Raw genomic sequence first — 25,721 nt, forward strand, 5'->3', positions numbered from 1 at the left:
TTATTATAATCTATATTGTTCAATTAGCTCAAGCCGCTTAACTATTGAATTCTTTGGTAAAATGGTGCCTGGGGATAATACAGCATTGGCACCTATTTTGGAATTGTCGCCTATTAACGCGCCAAATTTTGCTACACCTGTGTTCAAAACCTGCCCCTCATAAACCACGCTGATCAGTTTATCTGCTCTCTCATTGTAATGGTTAGCCACAATAGAGCCGGCCTCAAAATTTACACGGCTGCCAATGAGGCTATCGCCAATAAAGTTGAAATGTGCTACAGCAGAATTATCCATCAAAATACTTGATTTTACCTCGCAGCTTGTGCCAATAACAGATCCTTTACCGATATACACACCGCCTCTCAAATAGGCATTTGCCCCGATAAAACAACCTTCGCCAATAATAGCAGGTGCTTTTATTGTTACATTGTTTTCAATAATGGCTGAAGCATGTATAGCAATCCCCTTATCAATGTTAAAATGGGCATCTAAATTGGTAATTAGTTCAGGTAGAAGCTGTAGAAGATGTTGAGTAATATGCCAGGGCTGGGTGTTGGTTAACGATAGAAAAGTTTGAGAAAAGCCTTCAATAAAATCATCAATGTTTATTTTCATGGTGAGGGGTACATTAGTTTCAAAGGAATTAACTCACTTTTTGCCTGGAGCAACTGTTACATCATTGTTGATTGCCTCCGATGTAAATACTTATATACTATTTATAGTCTATTGTTTCCTCACTTGGTTCTAATCGAATAGTATCAATTTATGGGAATGCTTCTCTAAAGAAAATATACGAATGATACAATGCATTTCAAAAGCAATCATTCACCCTGTCATGCGGGCTCTATGTGTGTAAGTACGTCGTATACAGTAGGTTTGGCTTGTAGTACGGCATTTTTTACCGAATGAGCAATATCATGCCCTGTACGTACAGAGAGGCTTCCGTCAACAATTACATGAATGTCAACAAAATATTCAAACCCCATTTTCCGAACAAAACATTTATCAATGCCCTGTACCCCTTTCACGGTTAGGGCAATTTCTTTAACCTCTTCAACTAATCTACCATCTGGAGCTTTATCCATAATTTCGGCGAAAGAAGGCATAAAAATGCGGTAAGCGTTAAACACAATAATAACTGAAGCAATCAACGCTGCATAATCATCAGCACTTTCGTATCCTTTTCCGCCAATAAGGGCTATCGTAATACCAATAAAGGCAGTAGCGGAAGTAATGGCATCGCTGCGGTGATGCCAGGCATCGGCTTTTACGGCATTGCTTGCTACTTCATCTCCTACTTTATGTACGAAGCGGAACAAGCCTTCTTTTACGGCTACTACAAGCGCCAAAACTACCAGTGTAAAAGCCGCAGGAGGATCGTGAGGGGTACGAATATTTTCAATACTTTGAATAGCAATTAAGATAGCAGCCGCAATCAGAGATAAGGAAACAACCATAGCCGCCAGCGGCTCTGCTTTTCCATGTCCATACGGATGGTCCTCGTCTGGTGCTTTTGAAGCTGTTTTCAAGCCAACCCAAGTAATAAATGAGGTAAAAATATCGAAACTGGACTCTATAGCATCGGCTACCAGGGCATATGAATTTCCCAGCACTCCAGCCACTCCCTTAATAATTGCCAGTAACGCATTCAGCAAAATACCAATGATGGTACTTTTAAGTCCTTTTCGGGAGGGGTGAATTTTTTCTGACTCATTTAATAGCATAGTGACATCACTGGAAATTACCTATACTTACCTTGTTTTATCAGCTAACACCGATTACCGGAGAACTGGTTTCATTGGCAAAAGTACGTATACTTAGAAGTAATAGATGGCAAATAGCATAAAAAATCCTTCTCTACTGAAAGAGAAGGACGGTGTTCACATAGCTGCTATTAGAAAATATACCGGATATGGCACCAGGGAATTACCTCTTCTTGTAATTGCCGGAAATTTGAGACAAGCTGGGCTTTTAACTGATGCTTGTACCGCACATTAATTCCACCAAACTGGCTGCGTTTGGTTTCCTGGTTTTCCGGAGTCCATATCATGTTTTCTGCTTTGGGGTTAATCGACAGATTGGTCTGGTGCTGCCAGTAGTTATGAGTTAAGAAAATTACCTCACAAGCCATCTGTGCTTTTACTTTGGGATGCACAGCCTCATTCAATTGCTCAAATAACAGGCGATAGTCGTCTTCCCAGCCCTCGTATACAATAATGGGCGCAAAGTTGACCTGCACATCATACCCTGCTTCATAAAAGTCATTAATGGCTAGTATCCGCTTCTCTATAGAATCGGTGCGTACATCTACTAACTTGCTTACGTTGGGCGGCATCAGACTGAAGCGGATACGTGTTTTCCGCTGTGGATCATAGGTGAGCAATTCCGGGTTCACAAATTTGGTAGCAAAGGTGGCAAATGCTTTAGGATGGTTCCTGAAGAACTCGATGGCTACCTTTACATTGTCGGAAATAGATGCATCTATTGAAATATCAGAGTTACATCCAATGTCGTAGGTATAGTAGATTGGATGTGTCTGATTGGGTATTTTTGTCCAGGGCTGTTTGTTTACGTGTTTATCAACAGCTTCCAGTATTTCTTCTGTATTGGTAAAAAGTGTTATTGGATTTATCCGTTTATTCCGGTCTACATAGCAGTAGGCACAGGCTCCCACACAGCCATTGGCGAGACTCGGGGCAATGAAGTCTGAACTGCGGCCACTCTCCTTACAAACCAGTGTCTTCAAACGGCCCAATACGAGTACATCTGACTTTACTTTATAATGGTGTTCATCTTCCAGGCGAGGAAGGCGGTTGTGCTGTACAATCTCTTCACGTATAGCATGCGGATAAGCAAGTAACGTTTTTACACCCCGGTCGTTAAGCGAATTTGGTGTATAAAGAATAGTATTCGGTTGATAAGTATGCATATACAAACAACACAAAACAAACTAGCATTGTTCATTATGTAAACAATTTAATATGCTGATAATGAGATAGTTATATACTATTTTTGTACTTTATTTTTTTATTAAAACTATAATTGTTTATTGCTCTGTTGTTGCACTTTTTGTAGAAGATTGCTGTTGTTACTTTAATAAGATATATATGAATTATGAATTGTATCAGATGTAAAAAACCTATAGTGGAGGCGAGGTTAAAGGCTTTACCTGCAACCAAAACCTGTGTAGCCTGTTCAAGCGTGGAGCGGGTTGCCGGCTTTGCTCTCATCACCGGGAAGACAGAATATTCAGCCTTACAAATAGTTTCGCAGCAAGAAGCGCAGCGGCTAAGCAAGATGCAGGCAAGAAAGGGCACAGGTGCTTCAGCGTATATTACTAAAGAGAAGCGTAATTAATTTTGTTTTTTGTCCTAAAAAAAGCTGCCTTAACAAGGCAGCTTTTTTCATTGTATCTGTTTGCAAAAATATTCTTAAGGTTTCAAACTGGTATTCCACATATCCTGGTCCAGTTTCCACTGATCCTGATGGCGTTTCCAGATCACCATGTATTTTCCCTGATCCAGGGTTTGTTCGTTTTCGCCACTTAGCACATACTGGCCTTGTTCTATGGTTGTATCGGTTAGCTGTTCCACTTCTACAGAAACAAGCTTAACCTGCTTAATTCCCATATTCATAACGGCTTGCCAGAAATTCCTGATTCCTTCAAATCCCCGAATAGCCTCGCTACCTGGTGGTAATAAGGTGCCATGCACGGTATATAAAGAAGCTACGCCCGAGGCGTCTCCCAGGGCAAATAATGTTTCGAACCTGTCGTTCATCTTCCTAATCTCTGTCCGGATATCAGGCGTACTTTCTGTTAAGGTTGCCATATGCTTGAAGTGTTAGTATTGAAAATGAAATTTGTACTAAGCAGTAATAAGCAGTAAATAGAGGTACGGTAAATGTGAAAATATAAAGTGCGGGTATAGCCCTGGAATAAAAATTACTTTGACAAGCGTTGAAAAATCTTAATGAAGTAAGCCACTGCTGGATGCGTCCTGAATGATGATGAAAATATGTATTTATACAGATTAAAGCAAGTTAAGTATATAAAAAATTATACTAGCAAAAGTCAGCGAAGGAGGGAGGTGCTTTCCTAACCTTTGCTGACTTTTGCTACTATAAATTAAATGAATAAGAAAGTTATCTGTACAGCACTTCATCTATTAGTCCATATTCCTGGGCTTCGCCTGCTTTCAGCCAGTAATCCCGGTCGGCATCTTTTTCTATTTGTTTAAATGGCCGCCCGCTATGCCGGGAAATTATTTCATATAACTCATTCCGCAGTTGTACATATTGCCGGGTAGCAATCTCTATATCTACCGATTGCCCCTGAGCTCCCCCATGTGGCTGGTGAATCATGATGCGGGCATGGGGCAGCGCCGACCGTTTGCCTGAAGCACCTCCACAAAGCAGCACAGCTCCCATGGAAGCTGCCAGGCTGGTGCAAATGGTAGCCACATCTGGCCGGATATATTGCATGGTATCGTAAATGCCCATGCCAGAGTAGACATTGCCACCAGGGCTATTAATATATAACAAGATGTCTTTTTTAGGATCTGCTGACTCCAGGAAGAGTAACTGGGCTACAATAACATTGGCTATGTTGTCGTCAATAGCAGTTCCAAGAAAAACGATTCTATCAGCCATTAAGCGGGAAAATACATCTACCTCCCGGAAATTAATAGGTCTTTCTTCAATAACTGAACGGGTCATGTTTTGCATGGAATGCAGATACTGGTCTACCATTAGCCCGTTGAGGTGTTGACCGTGCACAGCGAATTTATAAAACTCCTGTTTGCTGAGTTCTTTGTGATACATATTGGAAAATGAGAAAATTGATTGAGTTAGATTTACTTTTCTAGAGGGTTGGAAAACTTGGCAAATAGGCTGTCAGCCTCACCGGTAGGGAGGAGGATAATTGCCAGGGTACGTTCATTTATTTACAAAACAGCCGGGTATGAATAGCTTCAAGTTCTTTTCTTAACTGCTTTCGGCCTTCACAACGAATGGCCTCATACGCCACCTGCTGGCTGCTTACATTTTGCTGCCATTCTTTATCCCACAGCAGGCGGATTTCTACATCCTGCCTTTGTTCTTCCGGCAAATGCTGATGCAGGTAATTTTCCAGTAGCTGTAGGTGTTCCAGTTGAGGTCGCATATTAGTTCAGAAACTGATTGTAGGAAAAAGAAGAAACAGCTTTACGAAGCCTTTCCAGGCACTTGAACTTCTGCACCGTAGCCGAATGTATCGTGCGGTACTGGTGTTTGACGGAAATTTGTTCCATCCGAAGGTTGTGGTAATAAAAGTCTACCAGGATGTCTTTACACTTCTGGCCTAAGGCTTCCATATACTGCATCAGCTGCTTCGTTTGTTGGGGCGTGTCTGCCAACGTTTCGTCAGTCGGTTGATCGACTTCATAATCATCAAGCGAATCAAATTTGCTGCGTTTTCTGTATTCTGTCCGCCATAAATTTTTACAGATAGCCATTAAATAGGTAGTGATAGAGGAGGTAAGTGTAAGTTGGTCTACCATTACTTTTTCATACACAAGAATGAGGGCTTCTTGTAACACATCTTTGGCATCTTCGGCATTGCCTCCATGTTGTTTTATATAATGTACAACCATCGGATAGGTTTTGGCATAGATCTGTTCCAGGGTTTTTTCACGGCTGGTAAGCAGAGCTTCCCGTAACTGCTCTGCTTTATTTATACTAACAGTTGGATACATAGACGTTGTGTTTACTGGTTTATGCAGGGGAAAGACCATTATCACCCTTATGGCCAGAAATATTTATCAAATAGTACGAATTTTTTTGCAGAAAGAGAAAGAATAACAGACTACCGGAATGTAGCCACCTACCTAGTATAAAAAAGGAAGCCATTCTCTGGCTTCCTTTTAATTATAGTTCTTTTAGCAAATACCTACTTCAGATTTACGCTTAAACCTGTTAGGTTTGCAAAACCTAACAGGTTTCTACTTGGGTAATCATTCATTGTAAAAGCTATAACCATACTTGTAATCTATTAATAGTCTCCTTCACCTACTACTTTCGTCTTCTTTTTTGCCTGGTGTAAGCGGTAGTTGAGTGTTAAATTAATTTGACGAAGCCTGCCCTGGGAGTTAGTTTCTGTATAAAAACCTTTCCCTTCTGTAATCGTACGGAAACGGCGGGAGTTAAACACATCAATTACATTTAGGGTAAGGGTACCATTGTTTTTCAGAATATCTCTGCTAATGGCCATATCCAGCGTGGCAATGGCTTTGCGTTTGCCTTGTGGCATTAACTGAGGCGCTTCATAATTGCCACGCAGCTGAAAATCAGTGTTTTTCCATAATGTTGCCCGCGAAGTGGCTCTGGCAAACCAGCTATAGGTATCACTCTGTAGTGCATCATCCAGGTTGCTTCCATCCGTAATGGCTCTAAAGAAGTTTACACTCCCATCTACTTTCCACCAAGTAAATGGGGCATAAGAACCTGTAAACTCTGCGCCATAGGAATCTTCGGTAGCCAGGTTTTCTGGTAACAAGGTAGAAAAGCCAGTAGCGGGATCTACCCGGCGGATACGGAGAATTTTGCCTGTGGTATAGCGGTAATACAAAGAAGTGGTAAAAGACCCTTTCTCCACATATTTAATATGCCCTAATTCATATGAATCCGTAAACTCCGGGTTCAGGTCTGGATTTCCGCTAAAGAAATTCCGCTGGTCGCTGATGGTCATAAAAGGGCTCAGATCATTGTAAAGTGGCCTACGCACTCGGCGGCTATAACTTACCTGCAAGGCATGTTGGTTTGGCAGATCATAGGTAAGGTGGGCACTGGGAAATAAATTCGCATAATCGCGTGGATTTACTTCATTTTTCTTTTTAAGAGTAGTGGTTACATCTGTCCACTCTGCCCGGAGCCCTACCTGGTACGAAAATTTACGGACCTTGTTCCCGATAATTCCATACACGGCATGAATGTTTTCTTTATATAAAAAAATGTTATTTAAGCTATCCAGTGGTTCCCAAATACCACTTTCTTTCTGCTCAGTTACTGAAAAATCATTCATCATATCGCGGAAACTGCTACGCATACCTGTCTCAAATTTGCCTTCTTTTCCGAACGGATGTACATAATCTATCTGCAATAACCATTGCTGGTCTGTTTCATCATTAAGCGACCGCTGCAGAATAGTTGGTTCGCCGGAGGGGCTGCCATCTGGCAGAAATTCTTTCTCGGTAAAATACTGGTCTGACTTTTCCCAGTTATCTAAAAAGCGGAGATCAGCCGTTAACTCATGGCCTTTGTGGATAAACGATCTTTTATAGGTCAGGGCATATTCCGAATTGGGTTCGGTTTCTGTCTCATCTTGTGTGCGGTCAATAATGCGGTAGGGGCTAGCGGTGGTGTAGTAATAATCCCGGTATTGAATGTCCGACAGGCGTTTGCCTTTGCTGATGCGCCAGGTATAGGCACCGGTAAGAATATTTTTATCATTAAAAAAGTAATCAATGCCTGCCCTGGCATTATTGCTCATACCCAGTAAACGTCCGGCAAATGTTTGTTGGTAAATAAACGTGGTGTCATTATCATATAACTCTTGATAAATAGAAGTTCGGTTGGGGGCAACCCGGTAAGAGGCTGTATAATTAACGAAGAAATTCAGGTTTTTGCGGCGGTAGTTTACATTGGCCGCAGCGCCAAAGTTACTCGGATAGCCGGTAATAATATCAAAAGAGCCATTAAACCCTTCTGTGCGTTCCTTTTTCAACACAATATTAATGATGCCCGACATACCTTCCGCTTCGTAGCGGGCTGATGGATTGGTAATAACTTCTACCCGTTCAATCTGGCTGCCCTGTAACTGCTGTAACCCGCTTCCGCCCCGTAGGTTTACCAGGCCGGAGGGTTTTCCGTCTATCAGAATCCGCACGTTGCCGCTTCCCCGCAGACTTACGTTTCCTTCCACATCTACTGCAACAGAAGGTACATTACTCAAAATATCTATGGCGGTTCCCCCGGCATTCGCCAGGTCTTTTCCTACGTTAAACACCTTTTTGTCTAAGGTCAATTCCATTTTGCTTTTTTCTCCCTGTACCACTATTTCCTCCAGCATTTTGTCTATACTCGTTAAGGTGATGGTACCCAGGCTTATATCGGCATTAGAAACCTGTATTTTGGCTATGGTTTTGTCTTCGAAGGATAAATAAGTGATTTTGGCATAATAAGTCCCGGGAACGACAGTTACATCAAATTTGCCGGCATCGTCTGATACTGCACCAGAAACCAGTGAAGAATCTTTACTTGAATACAACGCCACATTTGCGTAGGGTACTACATTTTTCTGATCGTCTATCAGGGTGCCTTTTACATGGTACTGCGAAGAAGGGCTCTGGGCAAAAAGTAAACTGCTAAAAAGAGTAAAAAACAATAAAGTAAAAAAGTGCTTCATGAAAATGGAATTTTACTGCTACAAGTTGCAAAAATATTTTGAAGAGATTTTGAAGACCGGTAATATAATCTACACCTTCAGCAAAAAAATAGACATTTGCCTGTAATTTTTGTACAACACCGCCATGCTATAGTCCTATTACCCAAGCACACTACAATTGGTAAAGTCAGCCGCTAAACATCGGTTTCAGTAGTGGCAGCTATGTTTATTTAAGTGCCTACCCTGCACTTGATGGTTGAGAGAGCAACTACACCAGATACAGATCAGGCTATCTAAAACTGCAGCCTACTTTACTCGGGACTGTAACTGATTTTTACGTAATATTGTAGATGCTGTGAACGGATAAGCACATTTGCAGCAACCAAACAGTGTTTTGGGATAAATAATTAAGATCATCACCCTACCATTTTCTAATGAAAAAACTGTATACGATTTTTTTGTTAGGCTTTATTGCGTTGGCCTGCTCAAAAACTCGGGAAGAAAAACGCATTCTGGTTTTTTATAAACCCACCGAAGCCACTACCACCAATATCTACAATGGCATTGCAGCTATTGCTAAATTTGCCAACGAACAGGGAATACAAGCAGATACCAGCCAGAATGGGCTTTATTTGAGTGAAGACAGTTTGAAAAAGTATAGTGCAATCGTTTTACTGCATACAAAGGCAGAAGCCCTGGATTACCGTCAGCAGAATGCCATTGAACGCTATGTGCAGGCAGGGGGAGGAGTGGCTGCTATTAATGCACCGTTACAATCCCGGTATTCATGGCCCTGGTATTATAAAGCGGTTGGTATGGACAGCTTGCAGGCCACAACTTCTGAAGAGAAAACAGTAAAACCTGTACAAAATACACAGGAAAAGCCTGCCAAAACCCTGGCCTATGATGGGGGAAGAGTGGCCATTTTAAATGGCGCAGAAGAAGTTAATCCTTACGGAGAGGAAGAATATATAAAGCTGGTAGCAGAAAGCGTTCAATATGTAATTGGTGAAAATAAAGAAGCAGACTACAAAAAAGCCAAAGCTGCCCTTATCCCTGACGATAACCGTTTTATCAAAGCTGACTTGGGCGGAGATCTGGATGAACCTATGAAACTGGATGTAGCAGGCGACGGCTCAGTATATATTATTGAAAGAAAAGGGGCCGTAAAACGCTACAATCCGGCTACTAAAACCATAAAAGTAATTGCCCGGATGAATGTATTTTCGTTGCTGGAAGACGGACTCCTGGGAATGGCGCTAGATCCTGACTTCGATCAAAATCATTGGGTTTATTTTTATTACTCCCCGGCTGGCAATACTCCTAAGCAACACGTTTCCAGGTTTACCCTGGTTGGTGACAGCCTGGCTATGGATTCAGAGAAAGTATTGCTGGAAGTTGCAGTGCAGCGGGAGACTTGCTGCCACTCCGGTGGCGATCTGGAATTTGGGCCGGATGGATTGTTGTATATATCCGTAGGAGATAATACCAGTTCTAAAGAATCCAGCGGCTACACACCGTTGGATGAACGTCCGGGCCGGGCACCGTTCGATGCTCAGAAATCCTCTGCTAATACGAATGATCTGCGCGGGAAAGTCCTCCGGATTAAGCCTGAAGATAATGGTAGCTATACAATACCTGCCGGCAATCTTTTCGCCAAAGGAACTCCCAATACCCGTCCGGAGATTTATACTATGGGTTGCCGTAATCCTTTCCGGATCTCTATTGATAGCAAAACCAACTACCTGTACTGGGGCGATGTAGGACCAGATTCCGGCCTGGACAGTACCCGTGGACCCCAAAGTTATGATGAAGTGAATCAGGCAAGGCAAGCCGGGTATTTTGGATGGCCTTATTTTGTAGGGAACAACAAGGCTTATCCGGATTTTGATTTTGCTACCAATACTATTCTGGATACATACCAGAATCCGCAAAGTCCTGTAAATGCTTCGCCCAACAATACCGGTCTGCAAAAATTGCCGCCTACCAATATGCCTATTATCTGGTATCCGTATGGAGAGTCTAAGGAGTTTCCGATGCTGGGTACCGGAAGCCGCAGTATTATGGCAGGTCCGGTGTTTTACTCCGATAATTTTACTGCCGCACAGAGCCGCTTCCCTGACTATTACAATGGCAAACTGTTTATTTATGAATGGGCACGCAGCTGGATAAAAGTAGTTTCCTTTAATAAAGATGGGCAGGTAGAGAAAATTGAACCCTTCCTGCCAACCATGGAAATAGTAAAACCCATAGATATTCATTTTGCAAAAGATGGGGCAATGTATATGATTGAATATGGATCAGCCTATTTTGCTAAGAATCCGGAAGCCAGATTAAGTAAAATTGTCTATGCCGAAGGTAACCGGGCTCCAGTACCAGCCATTATTGCCGATAAAACGGTTGGTGCCGCTCCGCTTACTGTTCAGTTCTCTGGTACCAACTCGTTAGATTATGACCAGGATAGCCTTACTTATCAATGGAGTTTTACCGGAGCCGATGGAGCAACTTCTACAGAGGCTTCCCCAAGCTTTACTTTTACTAAACCCGGCGTATACAAAACAGAACTGATGGTAACCGACAAGCAGGGAGAAAGTGCCAGTACTACTATTGAAATAAAAGTAGGGAACAGCAAACCTGAAATAGCTTTAGATGTAACGGGCAACCGGACTTTCTTTTGGGATAATGCAGCCCTAGCCTACCAGGTACACGTTAAGGATAAGGAAGATGGTACCCTGGAAAATGGCATTGATCCGGCAGGCGTACAGGTAAATTTTGATTACTTGCCGCAAGGCCGGGATCTGGCATTGGTGATGGAGGGCCAATATGAAACTGGCTCAGCTAAGTATCTGGCAGGTAAACAGCTACTAGATGGAAGTGATTGTAAATCGTGCCACATGTTAGATAAACCCTCAGTTGGGCCTTCTTATACACAGGTAGCCCAGCGGTATAAAGAAGATAAACATGCCCTGGGTTTTTTACCAATGAAGATCATCAAAGGAGGCAACGGCAACTGGGGAGACAGACTTATGTCGGCTCATCCACAATTAACAGTAGAGCAAACCACGGAAATGGTACGGTACATTTTATCTCTGGCAGATCAGAAAGCCGCTATGCCAGCCAAAGGAACTTTAATTACCAAACAACACATTGGGACAGGCGATGAGGGTAAGTATTTCTTTACCTTAACCTACACAGATAAAGGCGCAAACGGCATTGGCCCTATAACTGCCCGTGAAGTAGTAGCATTACGTAATCCGAAAGTAGAAGCAGAAGACTTTGATACCAATGCAAGTTCCTGGATGGATAGGCCAAATGCCGGAGCTCTGGCTTTTATGAATGTACGTAATGGTTCTCACTTTGCCTTTAAGCAATTAGATTTGACAGACGTTCAAAACGTAACTTACCGGCTGGCTTCTGAAACCGGAGGAACCATAAAAATCCATCTGGATTCACCCACCGGAGAGGTAGTAAGCACTGTTCAGGTTAAACCAACAGGTGGATTTACGAACTGGACTGAGGTGAAAGCTCCAGTAAAAGCTACCAATGGCAACCACGATTTGTACTTTGTTTTCACGCATGAACAAATAAAAGACAAGAAACTGATGACAGTAGACTGGATTTATTTCAATAATGGAGGAAGAATGCAGGCAAGTGCGAAATAAGGTTACTCAGGATTAGAAATCAAACAAAAAGAGCAGCGGGAGTTGCTCTTTTTGTTTTCATAGAATATTCAGGTTGTGCAATAAAAAAATTGTGGCTACAGACAGAAGCCTGACAAAAGCAGCGTAGCTCAGCGAATACCAGTTAACACGAATCAATCAGAAGAATACAGATAATGTCAAGCTGCTAGGTAAGATAACTTTAGCTTTTCCCATTGGCCTTACTCGGGTGTTGCCTGAAATGCAGCAGTTGATAGCATCACACAACCCAGCTTCCGTATCCTGTTTTCCGATTATATGAGGTAAGGGGAAATGAGAAAAAAATAAGGCTGCCTTTGTAGACAGCCTTATTTCAATATATAGAGATATTCAGATTATTTATTTTAATGCGGTGTTGGTAGTTTTAGATTTAGCAAGCTTCTGCATCAGTTCATCTACCTTGTTACGCTCCGTTTGCAATTCGCGGCCCATAATCGTTTCTCTTTCACGCAGCCGTTGTTTGTAGCTATTCAGCTCTTGCTGTACAGAATCAAATTCTGTTACTTTTTCATGGGCAATACGCTTGCTTTTGTTATAGCTAAAGAAGGCAACAGCCAGCGTAACCAGTAATACCAGGATGATTCCAAAATTCAGATAAATATAATTTTCTTTCAGCATCTGTATGCCCAATACAGAAATGCGGGCACTGGCATAATCATTCTTATGTACTTCCTGCTGTGTAGATTTTAATTCTTGCTTAATTTTATTCAGCTCAGCCTTTTGTATATCAATTTGTTTCTGAGCCACTACAATTTCCTTCTTGTAAGAAGTAACAGAATCCATAACCCCTTTCCAGAAGTCATTCAGCTGGTTATGTTTGATTACTTTATAATCCTGGTAGTTATTGGCCTTCTCTTTCATCTCCAGAAACTGTTTATTCAAGGAATTAGCCGCCCGGGCCCCTGAATTATCCGAAGAACTTTCAGTTTGAGCATACCCCACAGAACCAAAGCTGAGCAATGCGAGAAGAGCAATAACTGGTAATTTGGTAAATTTCATAACATACACTTGTTTATCTCTTGAGAGCTGGTTTCTCTGCAAGAAGGTTTATAGATTAATATATTGATTATTTTATTACTCTGTTAAACAAAACAATTTGTATCAGTAAACGATTAACTAATACCAACTGAAAAACTTAATACAATAACTTAAAAGTTTCCCATTTATTATTTTTTCATTAGAAAAAATGTTAATCCATGTAACTTTTGCACGCAAAAACCTCATAACCAACAGATAAATACCTAAATGACTTAGCTAACCCCAATGATAAAATGCTTGCAATAAGCAAGTTAATTATTAAAATCAAGAAATGCTAAGTAACTGTTTGGTTTGTAAATAATTAGTGGTTTTTGTTTATATTACTACTATTATAGCTTATTCACTATGAGATATTTATTACGCCAGCCTAATTATTACATAACACTATCACTGGTTAGTCTAGTTTTGGGGCTTCTGTTTCAAGAAACTGCCATTGCGCAAACCATTGATTTTACCAGATCTACCAATGTGCTGCTTACGATGCGGGGCAGCAGTAATTCCTACGACTACATTGGCAGGCATTTCGATGGCCGCTACAATAGCCGCTTGCGAAGGTTCGAGTTTCTGATGCCCTTGCAAGAGGTATATGCTTCCAACAGTGCTACCGAGATGAATGTATTTAATACGGTTTTTATTGAAAGGGGTACATCACAGGAGTTATCGGAAGGTTTCCGGTTATATGCTTACCTGAACGAAAGTGTACCTAATTTTACAGATTTCCGTAATGGCCGCACACTGGTTCTGGAGGGAGAATGTTCGATAGGGGGAGTAAAATATAAAATGCCTGTTACCATGCAGGTACGCTACCAGGATGGCGCATTGTATTATAGCCTGGATACTTCCATAACAAATAGTTTTCAGAATATCGTATTACCAGCAGCCGCAGCAGGTGTACAGCTCAAACAAATACAAGTATACTTACGTGATGGTGTCATCCGGATGCTTCTGGAAGGATAGAATAACTTAGTGTAATTAATTTGTGGTTAATCACTTATGCTTTTCTGTTTATTCAAAGCTTGAATTAAATCTATTATTATACGGCCAATCCGATTGATCTACCTATCAACCTAACTTATTATTTATGCAAACCCCGAGTACATTTGTATGTTTGATTTTTTTCAGCTTAGCAGCTCTTACCGGCTTTCATTTTTATAGCCCCACCAACCAGTATGCCGACAGTTCCCTGGCAGGTGCTTACCGTATGACAGTCAAACTAGGAACTAGTGAGGTTACGGCAGTAAAGATTGTAACAGGTTCTTATTTTACCATTGCCTATTATGATCTGGCAGGAAAGAAATTTGCTGGAACCGAAGGAGGGACATACTCATTAAATGGCACTAACCTGCTGGAGAACATGGAGTTCAACAGCATGGATTCAACTACTGTTGGAAGCACTGTTACGTTGAAAAGTGTTTTGAAAAACGGCAAATGGCAACTTTCCGGAACTAAGTATGGAAAAACAGTTAATGAAACCTGGGAAAAAATACCGGAAGAGTCAGCTAGGAATTCTCCTTTACGTGGAGCCTGGCGCATCACCCAACGGGTAGATCCTTCTACTGGAAGCATGTCTGCTATGCAACAAGGGCCACGTAAAACGATTAAGATGATGTCAGACACCCGGTTCCAGTGGATTGCTTTCAATACAGCTACCAAACAGTTTTCAGGCACAGGCGGTGGCACTTATACAGCCAAAGAAGGTAAATACACGGAAACCATTGAGTTCTTTTCCAGAGATCCAAGCCGGGTAGGGATGCAACTAAGTTTTGATTTTGAAGTAAATGGCCGCGACTGGCTTCACTCTGGAACAAGCTCTACTGGAAACCCGATTAAAGAAGTATGGTCAAATGTAGATGAAGTAAGCAACTAAAAAAAATATGCGCAGGAAACAAGCAGGCATCTGGAGAATTAACTCAGTTGCCTGTTCAGGTTTCTTTCTGCTTCGCTTGCAACAGTGCTTTTACTTGATCATAGGTAATCTCCCGAAAATCCTGAATCAGCAGGTGAGGCTGGGTTAGCTCTTCTTTTGCATGCGTGGTAGTAACACCAATTACTTTCATGCCTGCCTGAATACCAGCTTGAATACCTAACAGAGAATCTTCCACCACGACACAGTTTTGTGGCAATACCTGCAAGAAATCTGCTGCTTTCAGATATATTTCAGGGTCTGGCTTGCCTTTTTTTACGAAGGAAGCATCGACTATTTTATCAAAAAAAGGCTTCAGGCCTGTAGTTACCAATGTAAAATCAATATTAGAGGTAGGCGCTGAAGTACCCACGGCCAAGGCTACTTTGTTTTCTTTCAACGATTGCAAAAAGTTAATCAGGCCGGGCATCGGTTTAATATGAGGTTTGTAAATTTTGCGGTACAACTCTTCCTTCTCTTCTGTATACCTGCTAATTGCTTCCGGTGTTAACGGCTTTCTGAACAAATGTTCCAATACTTCTTTAGCAACCCTGCCACTAACAAAGTTGACAAACTCTTCTTCGGTAAGAGGGAGATTATACCGGTTGAAGAACTCAAACCAGGAATCTTTGTGATAGGCCATATTGTCTACCAGTACACCATCCATATCAAACAGCACGGCTATTTTTGTTGTATTCATAAAGTATGCGAAGGTTTTATATTTCTTTTCTAAATAAGAGCTAGGGTAAATAACCTGTAATTCAAGACAAATGATACAAAGAAGTTGCAGGCATATTCTTTACAGCCGATATTTTGTACAAAGATTGATTATTTTCTATTTTCGCCAGCATAAATCTATTTTTTTATGTCTGCCTCTGTGTACAGAAAAATTGTTGTGAAGGTTGGTTCAAATGTTATTGCCGGCGAAAATGGCTTGCCCGATTTGAGCATCATGAGTCAGTTGATAGAGCAGATACACCAGGCAAAAAAACAAGGCACGGAAGTAATCCTGGTTTCTTCGGGTGCGGTGGCTTCCGGCAGAAGTTTATTTCAGGTATCTGCCAAAACGGATACAGTTGCCAGAAGACAACTGCTAGCCTCCATCGGACAGGTAAAATTAATAAATACGTATACTAGTCTGCTGCAAGCTTATAACTTGCTTTGCGCCCAGGTACTAGTGACCAAAGAAGATTTCCGCGACCGCATTCACTACTTAAATATGAAGAGTTGCCTGGGAGCCCTGCTACAGCATAATATTATTCCTATAGTAAATGAAAATGATGTGGTTTCGGTTACGGAGCTGATGTTTACAGATAATGATGAACTGGCCGGACTCATTGCTTCTATGGTAGGGGCTGAAGCGCTCATCATTCTGACTAACGTAGATGGGATATACGACCGGCCGCCAAAAGAACCCGGAGCCCAGGTAATTCCATTGATTGATTCGAGTAAAACTGATTTTTCTGCCTTTATCTCCGCCGAGAAATCTAATTTTGGCAGGGGCGGCATGCTTACTAAATGCAGTATAGCCCATAAACTCTCATTAGTGGGAATAAAAGTGCATATCGCCAATGGCAAAACACCTGGTATAGTAACTTCCATTTTAAATAAGGAAACGGTAGGTACGGTATTTTCTACACTCGCCAACAAATCCAAGTTAAAGCGGTGGGTGGCCAACTCAGAAGGGTATGCCAAAGGAAAAGTATTAATTAATGAAGGAGCCAGGGAAAAATTGTTCCAAACAAAAAAAGCTACCAGTTTGCTTCCTGTAGGCGTTGTGAAAATAGAAGGTGAATTTGCCAAAGGAGATATTGTAAAGATATTTTCAGAAAAGGGAGAATTGGTAGGCCTTGGAATGGCCCAGTATAGCTCTGACCTTGCCAGATCTGCGATGGGCGAAAAAAACAAAAAGCCTTTGGTGCATTACGATTACCTGTTTCTCTACGACCAGGCAGAGTCACCGGTATCTTAGTTACGCTTGCCAGGCATTTATGGGCTGACCTTTTTTGTACAGCCACAGCCCATATCCGATTGCCCATACACCTACGCTAATTCCGGTTATTAAGGCGGCTGTAGCTACCGCCGATTCGTTTTCATTTTGCCTGGCGACATAGATGGCAATGGTAGCCCAGGCAATCACCATCGGATACACGATATCCCGGAAGATATAGCTTATGACTATACTTACCACTAATATAACACCAAGCATGCCCATGGTCCAGGGCGATTCGCCCAAGGCACCTCCCTTCCAGCCCATGTCCTTCAGCCAGACGGATGTGTTTACAATGGTTGCCACCGACAGCCAAGCTATGTACAAAGCAAAAGGGATAGCAATCCAGAACCGGGCTTCATTACGGAATACAGCTTGCTTCGCTTTCCCAAAAAGAATGATCGCTGTCAGCAGCATACCCGAAATAATCAGTACACTTAGGGCTATGTACTCAAAGCTAAAGCTAATAAGCCAGGTAATACTTAACATACTTGTGGCAATTAATGGCATGGATAACCGGCTGTAAACCTGATGTTTTCGTTGTGAGGGTAAGACCCCCAAAATCGCATAAATAATAAACGACAGATAAATTATTCCCCAGATAGAGAAGGCATACCCAGCAGGCGTAATCAGCGTTGGGTACTGATTGGAAACATCACCTATCGTTTTTCCACTAATGGGTTTTGCGTTCAGATAATAGTTGAAGAATACATTCACCAGAACGGCTACTAAAGTTACCCACCGCCTTAGTATCGGTTGCGTTTGTTTGGTATTCATTGGACAATATTGGTTGCTGATTTTATACTTGTATAACGGCTGAGCTAAGCTATTGTTAAGAATAAATATAATGGGTGTACGAAATAGCAGGGTAGGGTACCTTAGGATAAGCCAAAAAAAACGGTTGTTTGTATTGACACGAAACAGGTATGATTGTATATTTGGGTAGTTGAATAAAACAACGCCTCTGAAAACGACTGTTTCTTTACTACTTTTCCCACAGGTTATGTACCGTCTGCCTGAGATAGCCTAATCTCTTGGTTGTACTTCACTAGCTAGTATATCCAAGAATCCTCTATCCTTTTTCATTTGGAGAAAGGCCGCTTCGCCTTTTCTTCCATTCTAATTTTTTATATCACTCAATTAATCTCACCATGAATCATCCCTTAGAAGGTATGGGTTTTACCCCATATTTTAATAATCAATTTATATCTTACAAAAACCAAGGCTTTTCTGCAGGCAGAATCGTACAAGAGAACAAAACCCGGTATGTTGTTTATTCGGAATACGGATTGCTTACCGGAGAACTTACCGGAAAACTCTTATACACCAGTCAGTCACCTGCGGATTTACCCAAAGTAGGCGACTGGGTAGTTATTTCTGTTTTCGAGCAAGAACAAAAGGCAATTATTCACGAGGTATTAAAGCGGAAAACGTGCTTTTCTAGGAAAGTACCCGGAGCCAAAGTAGAAGAACAAATAATAGCCACCAATATTGATCTGCTATTTATCGTACAATCCCTGGATCAGTCCTACAACATCCGCAGACTGGAAAGGTATCTGGTAATGGCGCATGAGAGTGGGGCCAGGCCAGTGGTGGTGTTAAACAAATCAGATTTGTGCCATAACCTGGAAGAGAAGCTAACGGAAGTGAAAGCATCGGCTGGTAATGTTCCGGTAGTTGCCTTGAGCTGCCTGGAAGACAATGTGTCTATAAAGTTAGCTCCCTATTTACAACCAGGGATAACGATAGCATTCACCGGTTCTTCCGGGGTTGGAAAGTCTAGTCTTATTAACCAGCTGGCGGGAGAAAAGAGGCTAGAAACCGGCCTTGTGCGAAGTGTAGATTCGAAAGGCAGGCATACTACCACTCACCGGGAGTTGCTATTGCTTGAAAATGGCGTAATTCTGATAGATACTCCGGGTATGCGGGAGTTACAGTTGTGGCAGGCAGAGGAAGGCCTGGACGAAGCCTTTGAGGATATTTCTCAGCTTACTTTACAATGCCGGTTTGCAGATTGTAGCCATACGCAGGAGAAAGGATGTGCGGTTTTGGCAGCTATAGACGCAGGAGAATTACTTCCGGAGAGGTACCAGAGTTTTCTGAAGTTGCAGAAAGAGTTGAATTATTTATCTGTCAAAACGGATATACATAGTTTTCTGGCTCACAAGAAACAAGTAAAAAGCCTGCATAAACAATTAAAAAATAGTTACAAACACCGGGAGTAATACATTGACCAGAACACGTACACCTGACTGGGCTAGTGAACCAAACAAGCTTGCCAGATATAGTCCAGGAAGGTATACGTGTTTTAAAAGCTACAGGAAACGGTGCATAACAAAGGCATCTGTTAAACCATATTCCGCATGGTTGAATACCTTTGGCAATCGACCGATAGTTGTAAATCCCAGTTTATCCCACAGTCTTTTGGCTACCGTATTTGTGCTGACAACTATATTGAATTGCATAGCCAGGAAACCCGCCTGTTTAGCTTCCCGTAAGGCTGCTTCGCCCAATGCGCTGCCGATTCCTTTGCCTTGCATAGCTGGGTTGACCATAAAAGCGGCATTGGCTACATGTGAGCCAAGCCCTGGCTGGTTTGCCTTGAAAATGAAGGTGCCAGCAATCTTGTTTTCAAGTTCTGCTACAAAGGTATAGGTACCATTGCTGAACCAGTACTGAAGCATTTCATCTTTAGGCGTGTCCGGAGAAAATACATACGTATCGCCGTTACGGATTACCTGACGGATAATCTCCCAAATGGCTTCTTTATCGGTTTCCAATGCTTGTCTGATGAGTAAGTGGGTATCCATAGGAAGGGTGTACAGGAAAGTAGGTTGATGGTAGCTTTTCAAGATTGAATTTACTGCAAAATTTGTGAAAGTACAGCCAATGCGTAATTTTGGTTGAGAACTGCTCTTATGTTAGTAAATGATCATTGGTACGTTGTGGCTATTATAAATTTGCTAGGCATAGCACAAGGGCTATTCACGGCGGTCGCATTATGTACGGTGAAAGCAGGGAACCGCCAAGCTAACTATTTACTGGCGGCTTTGCTTGTAAGCTTTGCTATTGGCATTGCCGGAGCTACGCTGGGTGCATCGGGTTATTACATGGAGTTTCCACATTTAATCCGCGTAGGCGATCCGGTGGTATTACTGATTGGCCCGCTGTTTCTTTTCTATGCCCGGTCACTCACGCGGAATAAACTTACCCGCAAAGATTTATTACACTTTGTGCCTTTTGCAGGCTATGTTCTTTATCTTATTCCGTTTTTTCTACAACCTGCTGCACAGAAAGTTGCTTTTGTTCAACAGATGCAGGAATCTACATCGCCTGGAATTTTATTTATTATTTTGCTTCGTTCAGTAATCCTATTGGTTTACACCTACTTTACCTATCGTTTGTTAAATCATTACAATAAGCAACTAAAGGAACAATTTTCTAATGTGGAAAGGCTGAATCTGGATTGGCTTAACCAGGTAGCTAAACTACTTTTGGTGGTTATCGCCTGTAGCTTTCTCATGTATGCACTTATTCTTACTGGGCATTTAAGTTTTCTTGTAAGCAACTACCTAACTTCTTTGCTGTTAACGAGTGTCATCTACACGGTAGGTGTATTGGGTATCCGGCAGGCTAGGGTATTTGTAATGCCAGCTTCTGTAGAAAAAAATGTAGTGACTCACTCTGTACCTGTAGTTCCGGAAGAAGTAAGGCCAGTTGCCCGGTATGAGAACTCTACCCTTAGCGAAGAAAAATCTCAGAAATACTTGCAAAAGCTGTTGAAAGGAATGCAGCAAGATAAGTTGTACCTCAACCCCGATCTATCCTTGCAACTACTGGCCGATACACTGGACATACCAGCGCATTATCTGTCTCAAGTTATTAACGAGCAGCTTGGGCAGAATTTCTACGATTTTATAAATAGCCACCGGGTGGAAGAAGTAAAAGCCAGATTGCTTGATCCTGCCTACAGCCATTTTACCATCCTGGCAATTGCCTTCGATTCTGGGTTTAACTCTAAATCGGCCTTCAACCTGGCGTTTAAAAATCAGACTGGCCAGACCCCTTCCCAGTTCCGGGTTCAGGTTAAAAAATAATCCCCTCTATCTTGTATAACAACCCTTAGTAGGTACGCAGCTATTTCTCATGCGAAATGAGTGCAGGTTTACAAACCTGGACGTCCAGGTTTAGCCTTACGAACGATTTTGCCTTTGCAATCCGGCAACTTTACATCATCTTATTCACTCAACTCACTAGCACAATGAAAACTATCCGCACAGAAATTCAAATAAATGCTTCTCCTGAAAAAATATGGGCTATTTTAACCGATTTCGAGCAATATCCTGTATGGAATCCTTTTATTAAAAAAATAAGTGGCGAAAAAAAAGTACAGGGAAGACTTAAAGCATTAATTCAACCGTATGGGGGGAAAGCCATGGAATTTACGCCGCTTATTCAAACGTATGAAGTTAATTCGGAATTACAGTGGTTAGGCAAATTATGGATTTCCGGATTATTTGATGGCCGGCATAGTTTTAAATTGGTTCCGGTAGCGCAGGCACAGACACTGTTAATTCATTCCGAGCAATTTAGTGGCATATTGGTGCCGCTTCTTTGGAATAGCTTGCATGCACCCACTTTAAAAGGTTTCGAACTCATGAACCAGGCCCTGAAAGAGCGGGCAGAAAAAAAGTAGCAAAAAGCAAAAAATGATATACGTCAGCATGTCTGGTGCTTTCCGTCGTTGGCTGCCATAGAGCAAATAAGCAAATTTGTATTGTTACGAACACAAAAAAAGCTGCTTTACGAGTTTCCTGGAAAATGGATAATACAGCGCTTCGTTCGTAGGCAATTGGAGAGTAAAACACTACAACTATGAAAAAGATATTAGTTCCTACCGACTTCTCTACGGAAGCAGACTATGCCCTGGAAGCAGCCGCCAAGATTGCGGCCACCTCCGGAGCAAGTATAGAATTATTACACATAGTCGAAGATTTGCCACATGAGACGTTTAGCCCTGCAGGCGATTATATTCCTCAGAATTCTATGGATAAATTGTTTGTGATGAAGCTTATTGAAAAAGCCCATGAGCAGTTGCATGCCCGGATGCAGGATAAAAAGCTGGCTGGTATCCAGCTTACACATGAGGTAAAAGTAGGCAATGTATATAAGCATATTGCCCAGAGCATAGCCGGCGAACGCGTAGACCTGATAGTGATGGGTACAAAAGGGGATAGTGGCCTGCATGAGTTATTAGTAGGTTCTAATACGGAAAAAGTAGTGCGGTTTGCCACCTGTCCGGTATTATCTATCCGGAAGCAACCTGAAGCCTTTGAGCTGAAAAATGTGGTACTGGCAGCAAACTTTGAGGAAAATTATTCTTCCTTTCTCCATAAACTACTCGAGTGGCAAAAGCTATTTAATTTTAGTTTGCATGTAGTGCATATCAATACGCCGTTAAATTTTGATACTTCAGCCAATATTGAAGAAAAAATGGTGCGGTTCAGCAAAAAATATCAGCTGCAAAACTATACGTTTACCATCGTCAATGAATTTAGCTATGAGGCAGGTATTATCAATTTTGCTTCTAAAACAAAAGCAGATATGATTGTGATGCTTACGCACGGACGACGGGGCTTAGCCTATTTTATGGATGGCAGTATTACCGGTAATGTAGTCAACCATGCCAATATTCCTGTACTTAGTTATAGGATAATTAGTTAAATAAAGATTAATAAGTGTTTGATTTGTTTGGCAAAGACCCTGCTTTTTAAGCAGGGCTTTTGTGTTAATTTTTCATTCTTTCCAGCTTTGTTTTATTTAACAGGCGAATGGTTTTGCCTGAGATTTCTATCAGTTTTTCGTCTTTAAAGTCGGATAGTGTGCGGATTACGGTTTCTTTTGAGGCTCCGGTAAGCGCAGAAAGATCTTCCCTGGATACTGGGAATCCATTTTCAGCAGCATTTTCTTTGTCGTACCGGGTACACATCATCAGCAGGGATTCGGCCACCCGTTTCCGTACTGAGTTGTAGGCAAGTTTTAACAGGCGGTCTTCTTTATCAATAACGTTGTTGGTCAGTAGCTTAATAAACTTGCCGGATACTTCCCGGTTTTGATGCAATAAGGCAAAGAAATCTTGCTTCTGGATCACGCATAACTGACATTCCTCCAGAGCTGCCGCTGATTCGGTGTATCTGTTTTCTTCTAACAAATCTATATACCCGATAAATTCGCCAGCTGCATGTAAGCCAGTGATAAATTCACGGCCATCTTCGTTGGTTTTGTATGTTTTAATTTTTCCCTGAATAATATAGTAAAGCGCATGGGGGTGGCTGCCTTCCGAAAAAATAACATGTTTTTTCTTCACCTGTACAATCTTGCGTTCGTCGGCCAGGAGTTTATCCAACTCTTCCAGACCCCGGGAAGTAATGGCAGAAGCATTTCCGGCACCGGCAGTTTGTTTCAGCCGGTCGTTTTTAGCCAGGCGCATCTCAATGGCATCTAATAATGCCAGGTCGTCAAAAGGTTTAGTCAGGTAGTCGTCGGCACCCAGGTTCATTCCTTTGCGGAAATCGTCTTTCTCTGATTTTGCCGTAAGAAAAATAAAGGGGATTCCAGCTGTAGCAGGATTTTTCCCCAACATATGAAGCACCCCATAGCCATCCAGTTCGGGCATCATGATATCGCAGATTATCAGGTCGGGAATTTCTTTTTTTGCCAGCTCCACACCTACTTTCCCATTCTCCGCGGTTAGTACTTCATAGTTAGCCAGTTCTAATATTTCTGCTGTGTTTTCTCTTACATCTGGGTTGTCTTCTATTAATAATATCTTTCTCATCGAAAATAAAAGTAAGGTTAATATCCATGGTAGCACTAACTACCGGATTTTGCCAATGGCAAGCGGAAGCATAATGGTAAATGTGCTGCCTTTGTTTATTTCACTATTAAATTTAATAATTCCGCTCATTAATTCTACATATCTTTTTACGATTGTTAGCCCCAAACCAGTGCCTTGAATATTGGTTACATTTTGTGCACGGTAAAAGCGGCTGAATAAGTGTTGCTTATCGGAATCGGGTATGCCAATGCCATGGTCGGTTACGGCAATCATACAGGCTTTATCAGTGATAGACGAACTCAATTCAATGGGTTTCCCTGCCTCAGAGTATTTGCTGGCATTGGAGAGCAGGTTGAGCAGGGCATTTTTCAACAGTTGTTTGTCGGTATGCAAATTGCTGTTTTCTCCCTGATGTGTATAGATAATATGTTGCCCTTCTTTTAGCATGGGCGTAATTTCCTCGATTAACTCCTCTGAAAAATGCCGGATATCAATATCTGTAGGATCATTGGTAACTTTTCCTTCTTCCAGTTTTCCGATGGAAAGAAAGTCGTTCAGGATGCCGGTGAGGTTGTTTACAGAAGATTTAATGCGGCTAATATGTTTCTGGCGTTTCTCCTCATCGCCGGGTGCGTTGTATTTAGCTATCAGCGAAGCAGAAGAAAGAATGGTGCTTAGGGGTGTACGGAACTCATGGGAGGCTATGGTTACAAACTTGGATTTCATGGTGTTAAGTTCCCGTTCTTTTTCCAGTGCTTTAAGCGTTTCTTTCTCTGCCCGTTTTAAATTTTCATTGGTATGTTCTAGTTTTTTCAAGGCTAGTTCCAGGTCCTGTGTCCGCTGCTCTACGCGTCTTTCCAGGTCCATATTCAGCTGCCGGATTTGTTTCAGATTACGGGCATGTTCTATCGAGTAGCGGATGGAGCGTTCCAGTTGGTAAGGATTCAGGGTAGCTTTTACTATATAATCGGCTGCTCCGGCTTTCATCGCTTTTTCATCAATCTCCTGATCGCCCTGCCCGGTAAGCAGAATAAGCGGCGTGGTACACCCACTTCCAATAGCTTCGCGGATAAGTTCCAGGCCACTGTTTATACCCAGGCGGTAATCTACCAGGTAAATATCATGCTTTGCTTGGTCAATGTTCTCTTTCCCTTTTTCGTAAGAATTAACCCACTCCAGAAGATACTTTTTGTTGGGAATATCTTCAATAATATCCTGTGTGATGATATAATCTTCTTCATCATCGTCTATGAGTAGTATCTTTATCACTTCCTCCATTTATGCTGTGTGTAAGTTGTAAAAGATGGATGTATAAAGCAGGCATGCCAGCCTTTGCCGGAAAATAACTAATATGCCTATAAACCATTAAACTTATTACCGTTTGGGAGGTAGCTCTACAATCTCAAACCAGTATTTTCCTAGTGTTTTCATGATTTCGACCATCGATGAAAAGGTGACGGGTTTGGTTATGAAGGAACTTACGCCCAGATCGTAGGTTTTGATAATGTCTTCTTCGGCTTTGGATGTGGTAAGCACCACAATGGGAATAATGCGCAGTTTCGGATCTGCTTTTATTTCTTTAACAGCTTCGCGGCCATCTTTCCGGGGCATATTTAGATCCAGAAGAATGAGGCCGGGAGAGGGGTATTTTGCTTTATCCACATATTTGCCCCGGTTACGCAAATAGTCCATCAGTTCTTCGCCATCTTCTACAAAATGAACCATGTTTGCCAGCCGGCTTTCTTCTAAAGCGTCGTTGACCAGCATCCGGTCTTCGGCATCGTCGTCTGCTACAAGTATCACTATTGAAGTATGAGTTTGTTTCGCCATAAGAA

The 25,721-nt window shown here is 41.9% G+C and carries 24 protein-coding genes; 9 read left to right on the forward strand and 15 right to left on the reverse strand.

Going from position 1 to position 25,721, the window contains the following annotated elements:
• Positions 1 to 3: 3 nt before the first annotated feature.
• The 3 genes from Q0590_RS17100 to Q0590_RS17110 all read right to left on the reverse strand — a co-directional run bounded on the left by Q0590_RS17100 (position 4) and on the right by Q0590_RS17110 (position 2,929).
• Positions 4 to 615 carry a DapH/DapD/GlmU-related protein gene (locus Q0590_RS17100; protein ID WP_302038797.1) on the reverse strand — a complete coding sequence of 204 codons (612 nt, stop codon included), beginning with the start codon at positions 613 to 615 and terminating at the stop codon, positions 4 to 6.
• A gap of 218 nt (positions 616 to 833) precedes the next feature.
• Entirely contained in the window at positions 834 to 1,724 is an 891-nt protein-coding gene (locus Q0590_RS17105) for a cation diffusion facilitator family transporter (protein WP_302038798.1), read from the reverse strand.
• A 170-nt stretch (positions 1,725 to 1,894) separates the two neighbouring features.
• A complete protein-coding gene (locus Q0590_RS17110; RefSeq protein WP_302038799.1) occupies positions 1,895 to 2,929 on the reverse strand; it encodes a spore photoproduct lyase family protein in 1,035 nt (344 codons plus the stop codon).
• Between the two features lie 185 nt (positions 2,930 to 3,114).
• On the opposite strand from Q0590_RS17110, the gene Q0590_RS17115 reads away from it, so the two are divergent.
• Positions 3,115 to 3,357, forward strand: coding sequence for a TraR/DksA C4-type zinc finger protein (locus tag Q0590_RS17115; RefSeq protein WP_302038800.1), 243 nt, complete (start codon positions 3,115 to 3,117; stop codon positions 3,355 to 3,357).
• 74 nt (positions 3,358 to 3,431) lie between these two features.
• On the opposite strand, the gene Q0590_RS17120 is transcribed toward Q0590_RS17115, so the two are convergent.
• The 5 genes from Q0590_RS17120 to Q0590_RS17140 all read right to left on the reverse strand — a co-directional run bounded on the left by Q0590_RS17120 (position 3,432) and on the right by Q0590_RS17140 (position 8,440).
• On the reverse strand, positions 3,432 to 3,830 hold the full coding sequence (locus tag Q0590_RS17120) for a YybH family protein (protein WP_302038801.1): 399 nt from the start codon (positions 3,828 to 3,830) through the stop codon (positions 3,432 to 3,434).
• A 313-nt stretch (positions 3,831 to 4,143) separates the two neighbouring features.
• Positions 4,144 to 4,821, reverse strand: coding sequence for a ClpP family protease (locus tag Q0590_RS17125; RefSeq protein WP_302038802.1), 678 nt, complete (start codon positions 4,819 to 4,821; stop codon positions 4,144 to 4,146).
• 118 nt (positions 4,822 to 4,939) lie between these two features.
• Positions 4,940 to 5,161 carry a hypothetical protein gene (locus Q0590_RS17130; RefSeq protein ID WP_302038803.1) on the reverse strand — a complete coding sequence of 74 codons (222 nt, stop codon included), beginning with the start codon at positions 5,159 to 5,161 and terminating at the stop codon, positions 4,940 to 4,942.
• A 1-nt stretch (position 5,162) separates the two neighbouring features.
• On the reverse strand, positions 5,163 to 5,732 hold the full coding sequence (locus Q0590_RS17135; RefSeq protein ID WP_302038804.1) for an RNA polymerase sigma factor: 570 nt from the start codon (positions 5,730 to 5,732) through the stop codon (positions 5,163 to 5,165).
• A 296-nt stretch (positions 5,733 to 6,028) separates the two neighbouring features.
• The gene (locus tag Q0590_RS17140) at positions 6,029 to 8,440 is read right to left on the reverse strand and encodes a TonB-dependent receptor (protein WP_302038805.1); all 2,412 of its coding nucleotides are present in this window, start codon (positions 8,438 to 8,440) and stop codon (positions 6,029 to 6,031) included.
• A 413-nt stretch (positions 8,441 to 8,853) separates the two neighbouring features.
• Here Q0590_RS17140 and Q0590_RS17145 point away from each other — a divergent pair, with 413 nt between their 5' ends.
• Positions 8,854 to 12,081, forward strand: coding sequence for a PQQ-dependent sugar dehydrogenase (locus Q0590_RS17145; protein ID WP_302038806.1), 3,228 nt, complete (start codon positions 8,854 to 8,856; stop codon positions 12,079 to 12,081).
• Positions 12,082 to 12,456: 375 nt separating this feature from the next.
• Here Q0590_RS17145 and Q0590_RS17150 read toward each other — a convergent pair whose 3' ends face one another.
• The gene (locus Q0590_RS17150) at positions 12,457 to 13,116 is read right to left on the reverse strand and encodes a hypothetical protein (RefSeq protein WP_302038807.1); all 660 of its coding nucleotides are present in this window, start codon (positions 13,114 to 13,116) and stop codon (positions 12,457 to 12,459) included.
• Positions 13,117 to 13,500: 384 nt separating this feature from the next.
• Between Q0590_RS17150 and Q0590_RS17155 the strand changes: the two genes are divergently transcribed.
• Entirely contained in the window at positions 13,501 to 14,112 is a 612-nt protein-coding gene (locus Q0590_RS17155) for a hypothetical protein (RefSeq protein ID WP_302038808.1), read from the forward strand.
• Between the two features lie 124 nt (positions 14,113 to 14,236).
• The gene (locus Q0590_RS17160; protein ID WP_302038809.1) at positions 14,237 to 15,022 is read left to right on the forward strand and encodes a DUF4488 domain-containing protein; all 786 of its coding nucleotides are present in this window, start codon (positions 14,237 to 14,239) and stop codon (positions 15,020 to 15,022) included.
• Positions 15,023 to 15,077: 55 nt separating this feature from the next.
• On the opposite strand, the gene Q0590_RS17165 is transcribed toward Q0590_RS17160, so the two are convergent.
• Positions 15,078 to 15,758 (reverse strand): HAD family hydrolase, encoded by a 681-nt coding sequence (locus Q0590_RS17165; RefSeq protein ID WP_302038810.1) that lies wholly within the window; start codon positions 15,756 to 15,758, stop codon positions 15,078 to 15,080.
• Between the two features lie 165 nt (positions 15,759 to 15,923).
• Between Q0590_RS17165 and proB the strand changes: the two genes are divergently transcribed.
• A complete protein-coding gene (gene proB / locus Q0590_RS17170) occupies positions 15,924 to 17,030 on the forward strand; it encodes a glutamate 5-kinase (RefSeq protein ID WP_302038811.1) in 1,107 nt (368 codons plus the stop codon).
• On the opposite strand, the gene Q0590_RS17175 is transcribed toward proB, so the two are convergent.
• Entirely contained in the window at positions 17,031 to 17,825 is a 795-nt protein-coding gene (locus Q0590_RS17175; protein ID WP_302038812.1) for a TspO-related membrane protein, read from the reverse strand.
• Between the two features lie 374 nt (positions 17,826 to 18,199).
• Here Q0590_RS17175 and rsgA point away from each other — a divergent pair, with 374 nt between their 5' ends.
• Positions 18,200 to 19,273, forward strand: a complete 1,074-nt coding sequence (rsgA, locus tag Q0590_RS17180) for a ribosome small subunit-dependent GTPase A (RefSeq protein ID WP_302038813.1) — start codon at positions 18,200 to 18,202, stop codon at positions 19,271 to 19,273.
• A 90-nt stretch (positions 19,274 to 19,363) separates the two neighbouring features.
• Here the strand turns inward: rsgA and Q0590_RS17185 are convergent, their stop codons facing one another.
• Positions 19,364 to 19,858, reverse strand: a complete 495-nt coding sequence (locus Q0590_RS17185) for a GNAT family N-acetyltransferase (protein WP_302038814.1) — start codon at positions 19,856 to 19,858, stop codon at positions 19,364 to 19,366.
• 135 nt (positions 19,859 to 19,993) lie between these two features.
• Between Q0590_RS17185 and Q0590_RS17190 the strand changes: the two genes are divergently transcribed.
• From Q0590_RS17190 to Q0590_RS17200, 3 genes are all read left to right on the forward strand, one after another.
• Positions 19,994 to 21,145 carry a helix-turn-helix domain-containing protein gene (locus Q0590_RS17190; protein ID WP_302038815.1) on the forward strand — a complete coding sequence of 384 codons (1,152 nt, stop codon included), beginning with the start codon at positions 19,994 to 19,996 and terminating at the stop codon, positions 21,143 to 21,145.
• 56 nt (positions 21,146 to 21,201) lie between these two features.
• Positions 21,202 to 21,744: an SRPBCC domain-containing protein gene (locus Q0590_RS17195; protein ID WP_302038816.1), complete on the forward strand. Its 543-nt coding sequence runs from the start codon at positions 21,202 to 21,204 to the stop codon at positions 21,742 to 21,744.
• Between the two features lie 179 nt (positions 21,745 to 21,923).
• Positions 21,924 to 22,772, forward strand: a complete 849-nt coding sequence (locus Q0590_RS17200) for a universal stress protein (RefSeq protein ID WP_302038817.1) — start codon at positions 21,924 to 21,926, stop codon at positions 22,770 to 22,772.
• Between the two features lie 64 nt (positions 22,773 to 22,836).
• Here Q0590_RS17200 and Q0590_RS17205 read toward each other — a convergent pair whose 3' ends face one another.
• The 3 genes from Q0590_RS17205 to Q0590_RS17215 form a co-directional block, all read right to left on the reverse strand.
• Complete coding sequence (locus Q0590_RS17205; protein WP_302038818.1) at positions 22,837 to 23,886, reverse strand: response regulator; 1,050 nt, start codon at positions 23,884 to 23,886, stop codon at positions 22,837 to 22,839.
• 39 nt (positions 23,887 to 23,925) lie between these two features.
• The gene (locus Q0590_RS17210; RefSeq protein ID WP_302038819.1) at positions 23,926 to 25,164 is read right to left on the reverse strand and encodes a hybrid sensor histidine kinase/response regulator; all 1,239 of its coding nucleotides are present in this window, start codon (positions 25,162 to 25,164) and stop codon (positions 23,926 to 23,928) included.
• Between the two features lie 96 nt (positions 25,165 to 25,260).
• On the reverse strand, positions 25,261 to 25,716 hold the full coding sequence (locus Q0590_RS17215; RefSeq protein ID WP_302038820.1) for a response regulator: 456 nt from the start codon (positions 25,714 to 25,716) through the stop codon (positions 25,261 to 25,263).
• Positions 25,717 to 25,721: the final 5 nt, after the last annotated feature.

The organism is Rhodocytophaga aerolata (genome assembly GCF_030503435.1).
GTDB lineage: Bacteria > Bacteroidota > Bacteroidia > Cytophagales > 172606-1 > Rhodocytophaga > Rhodocytophaga aerolata.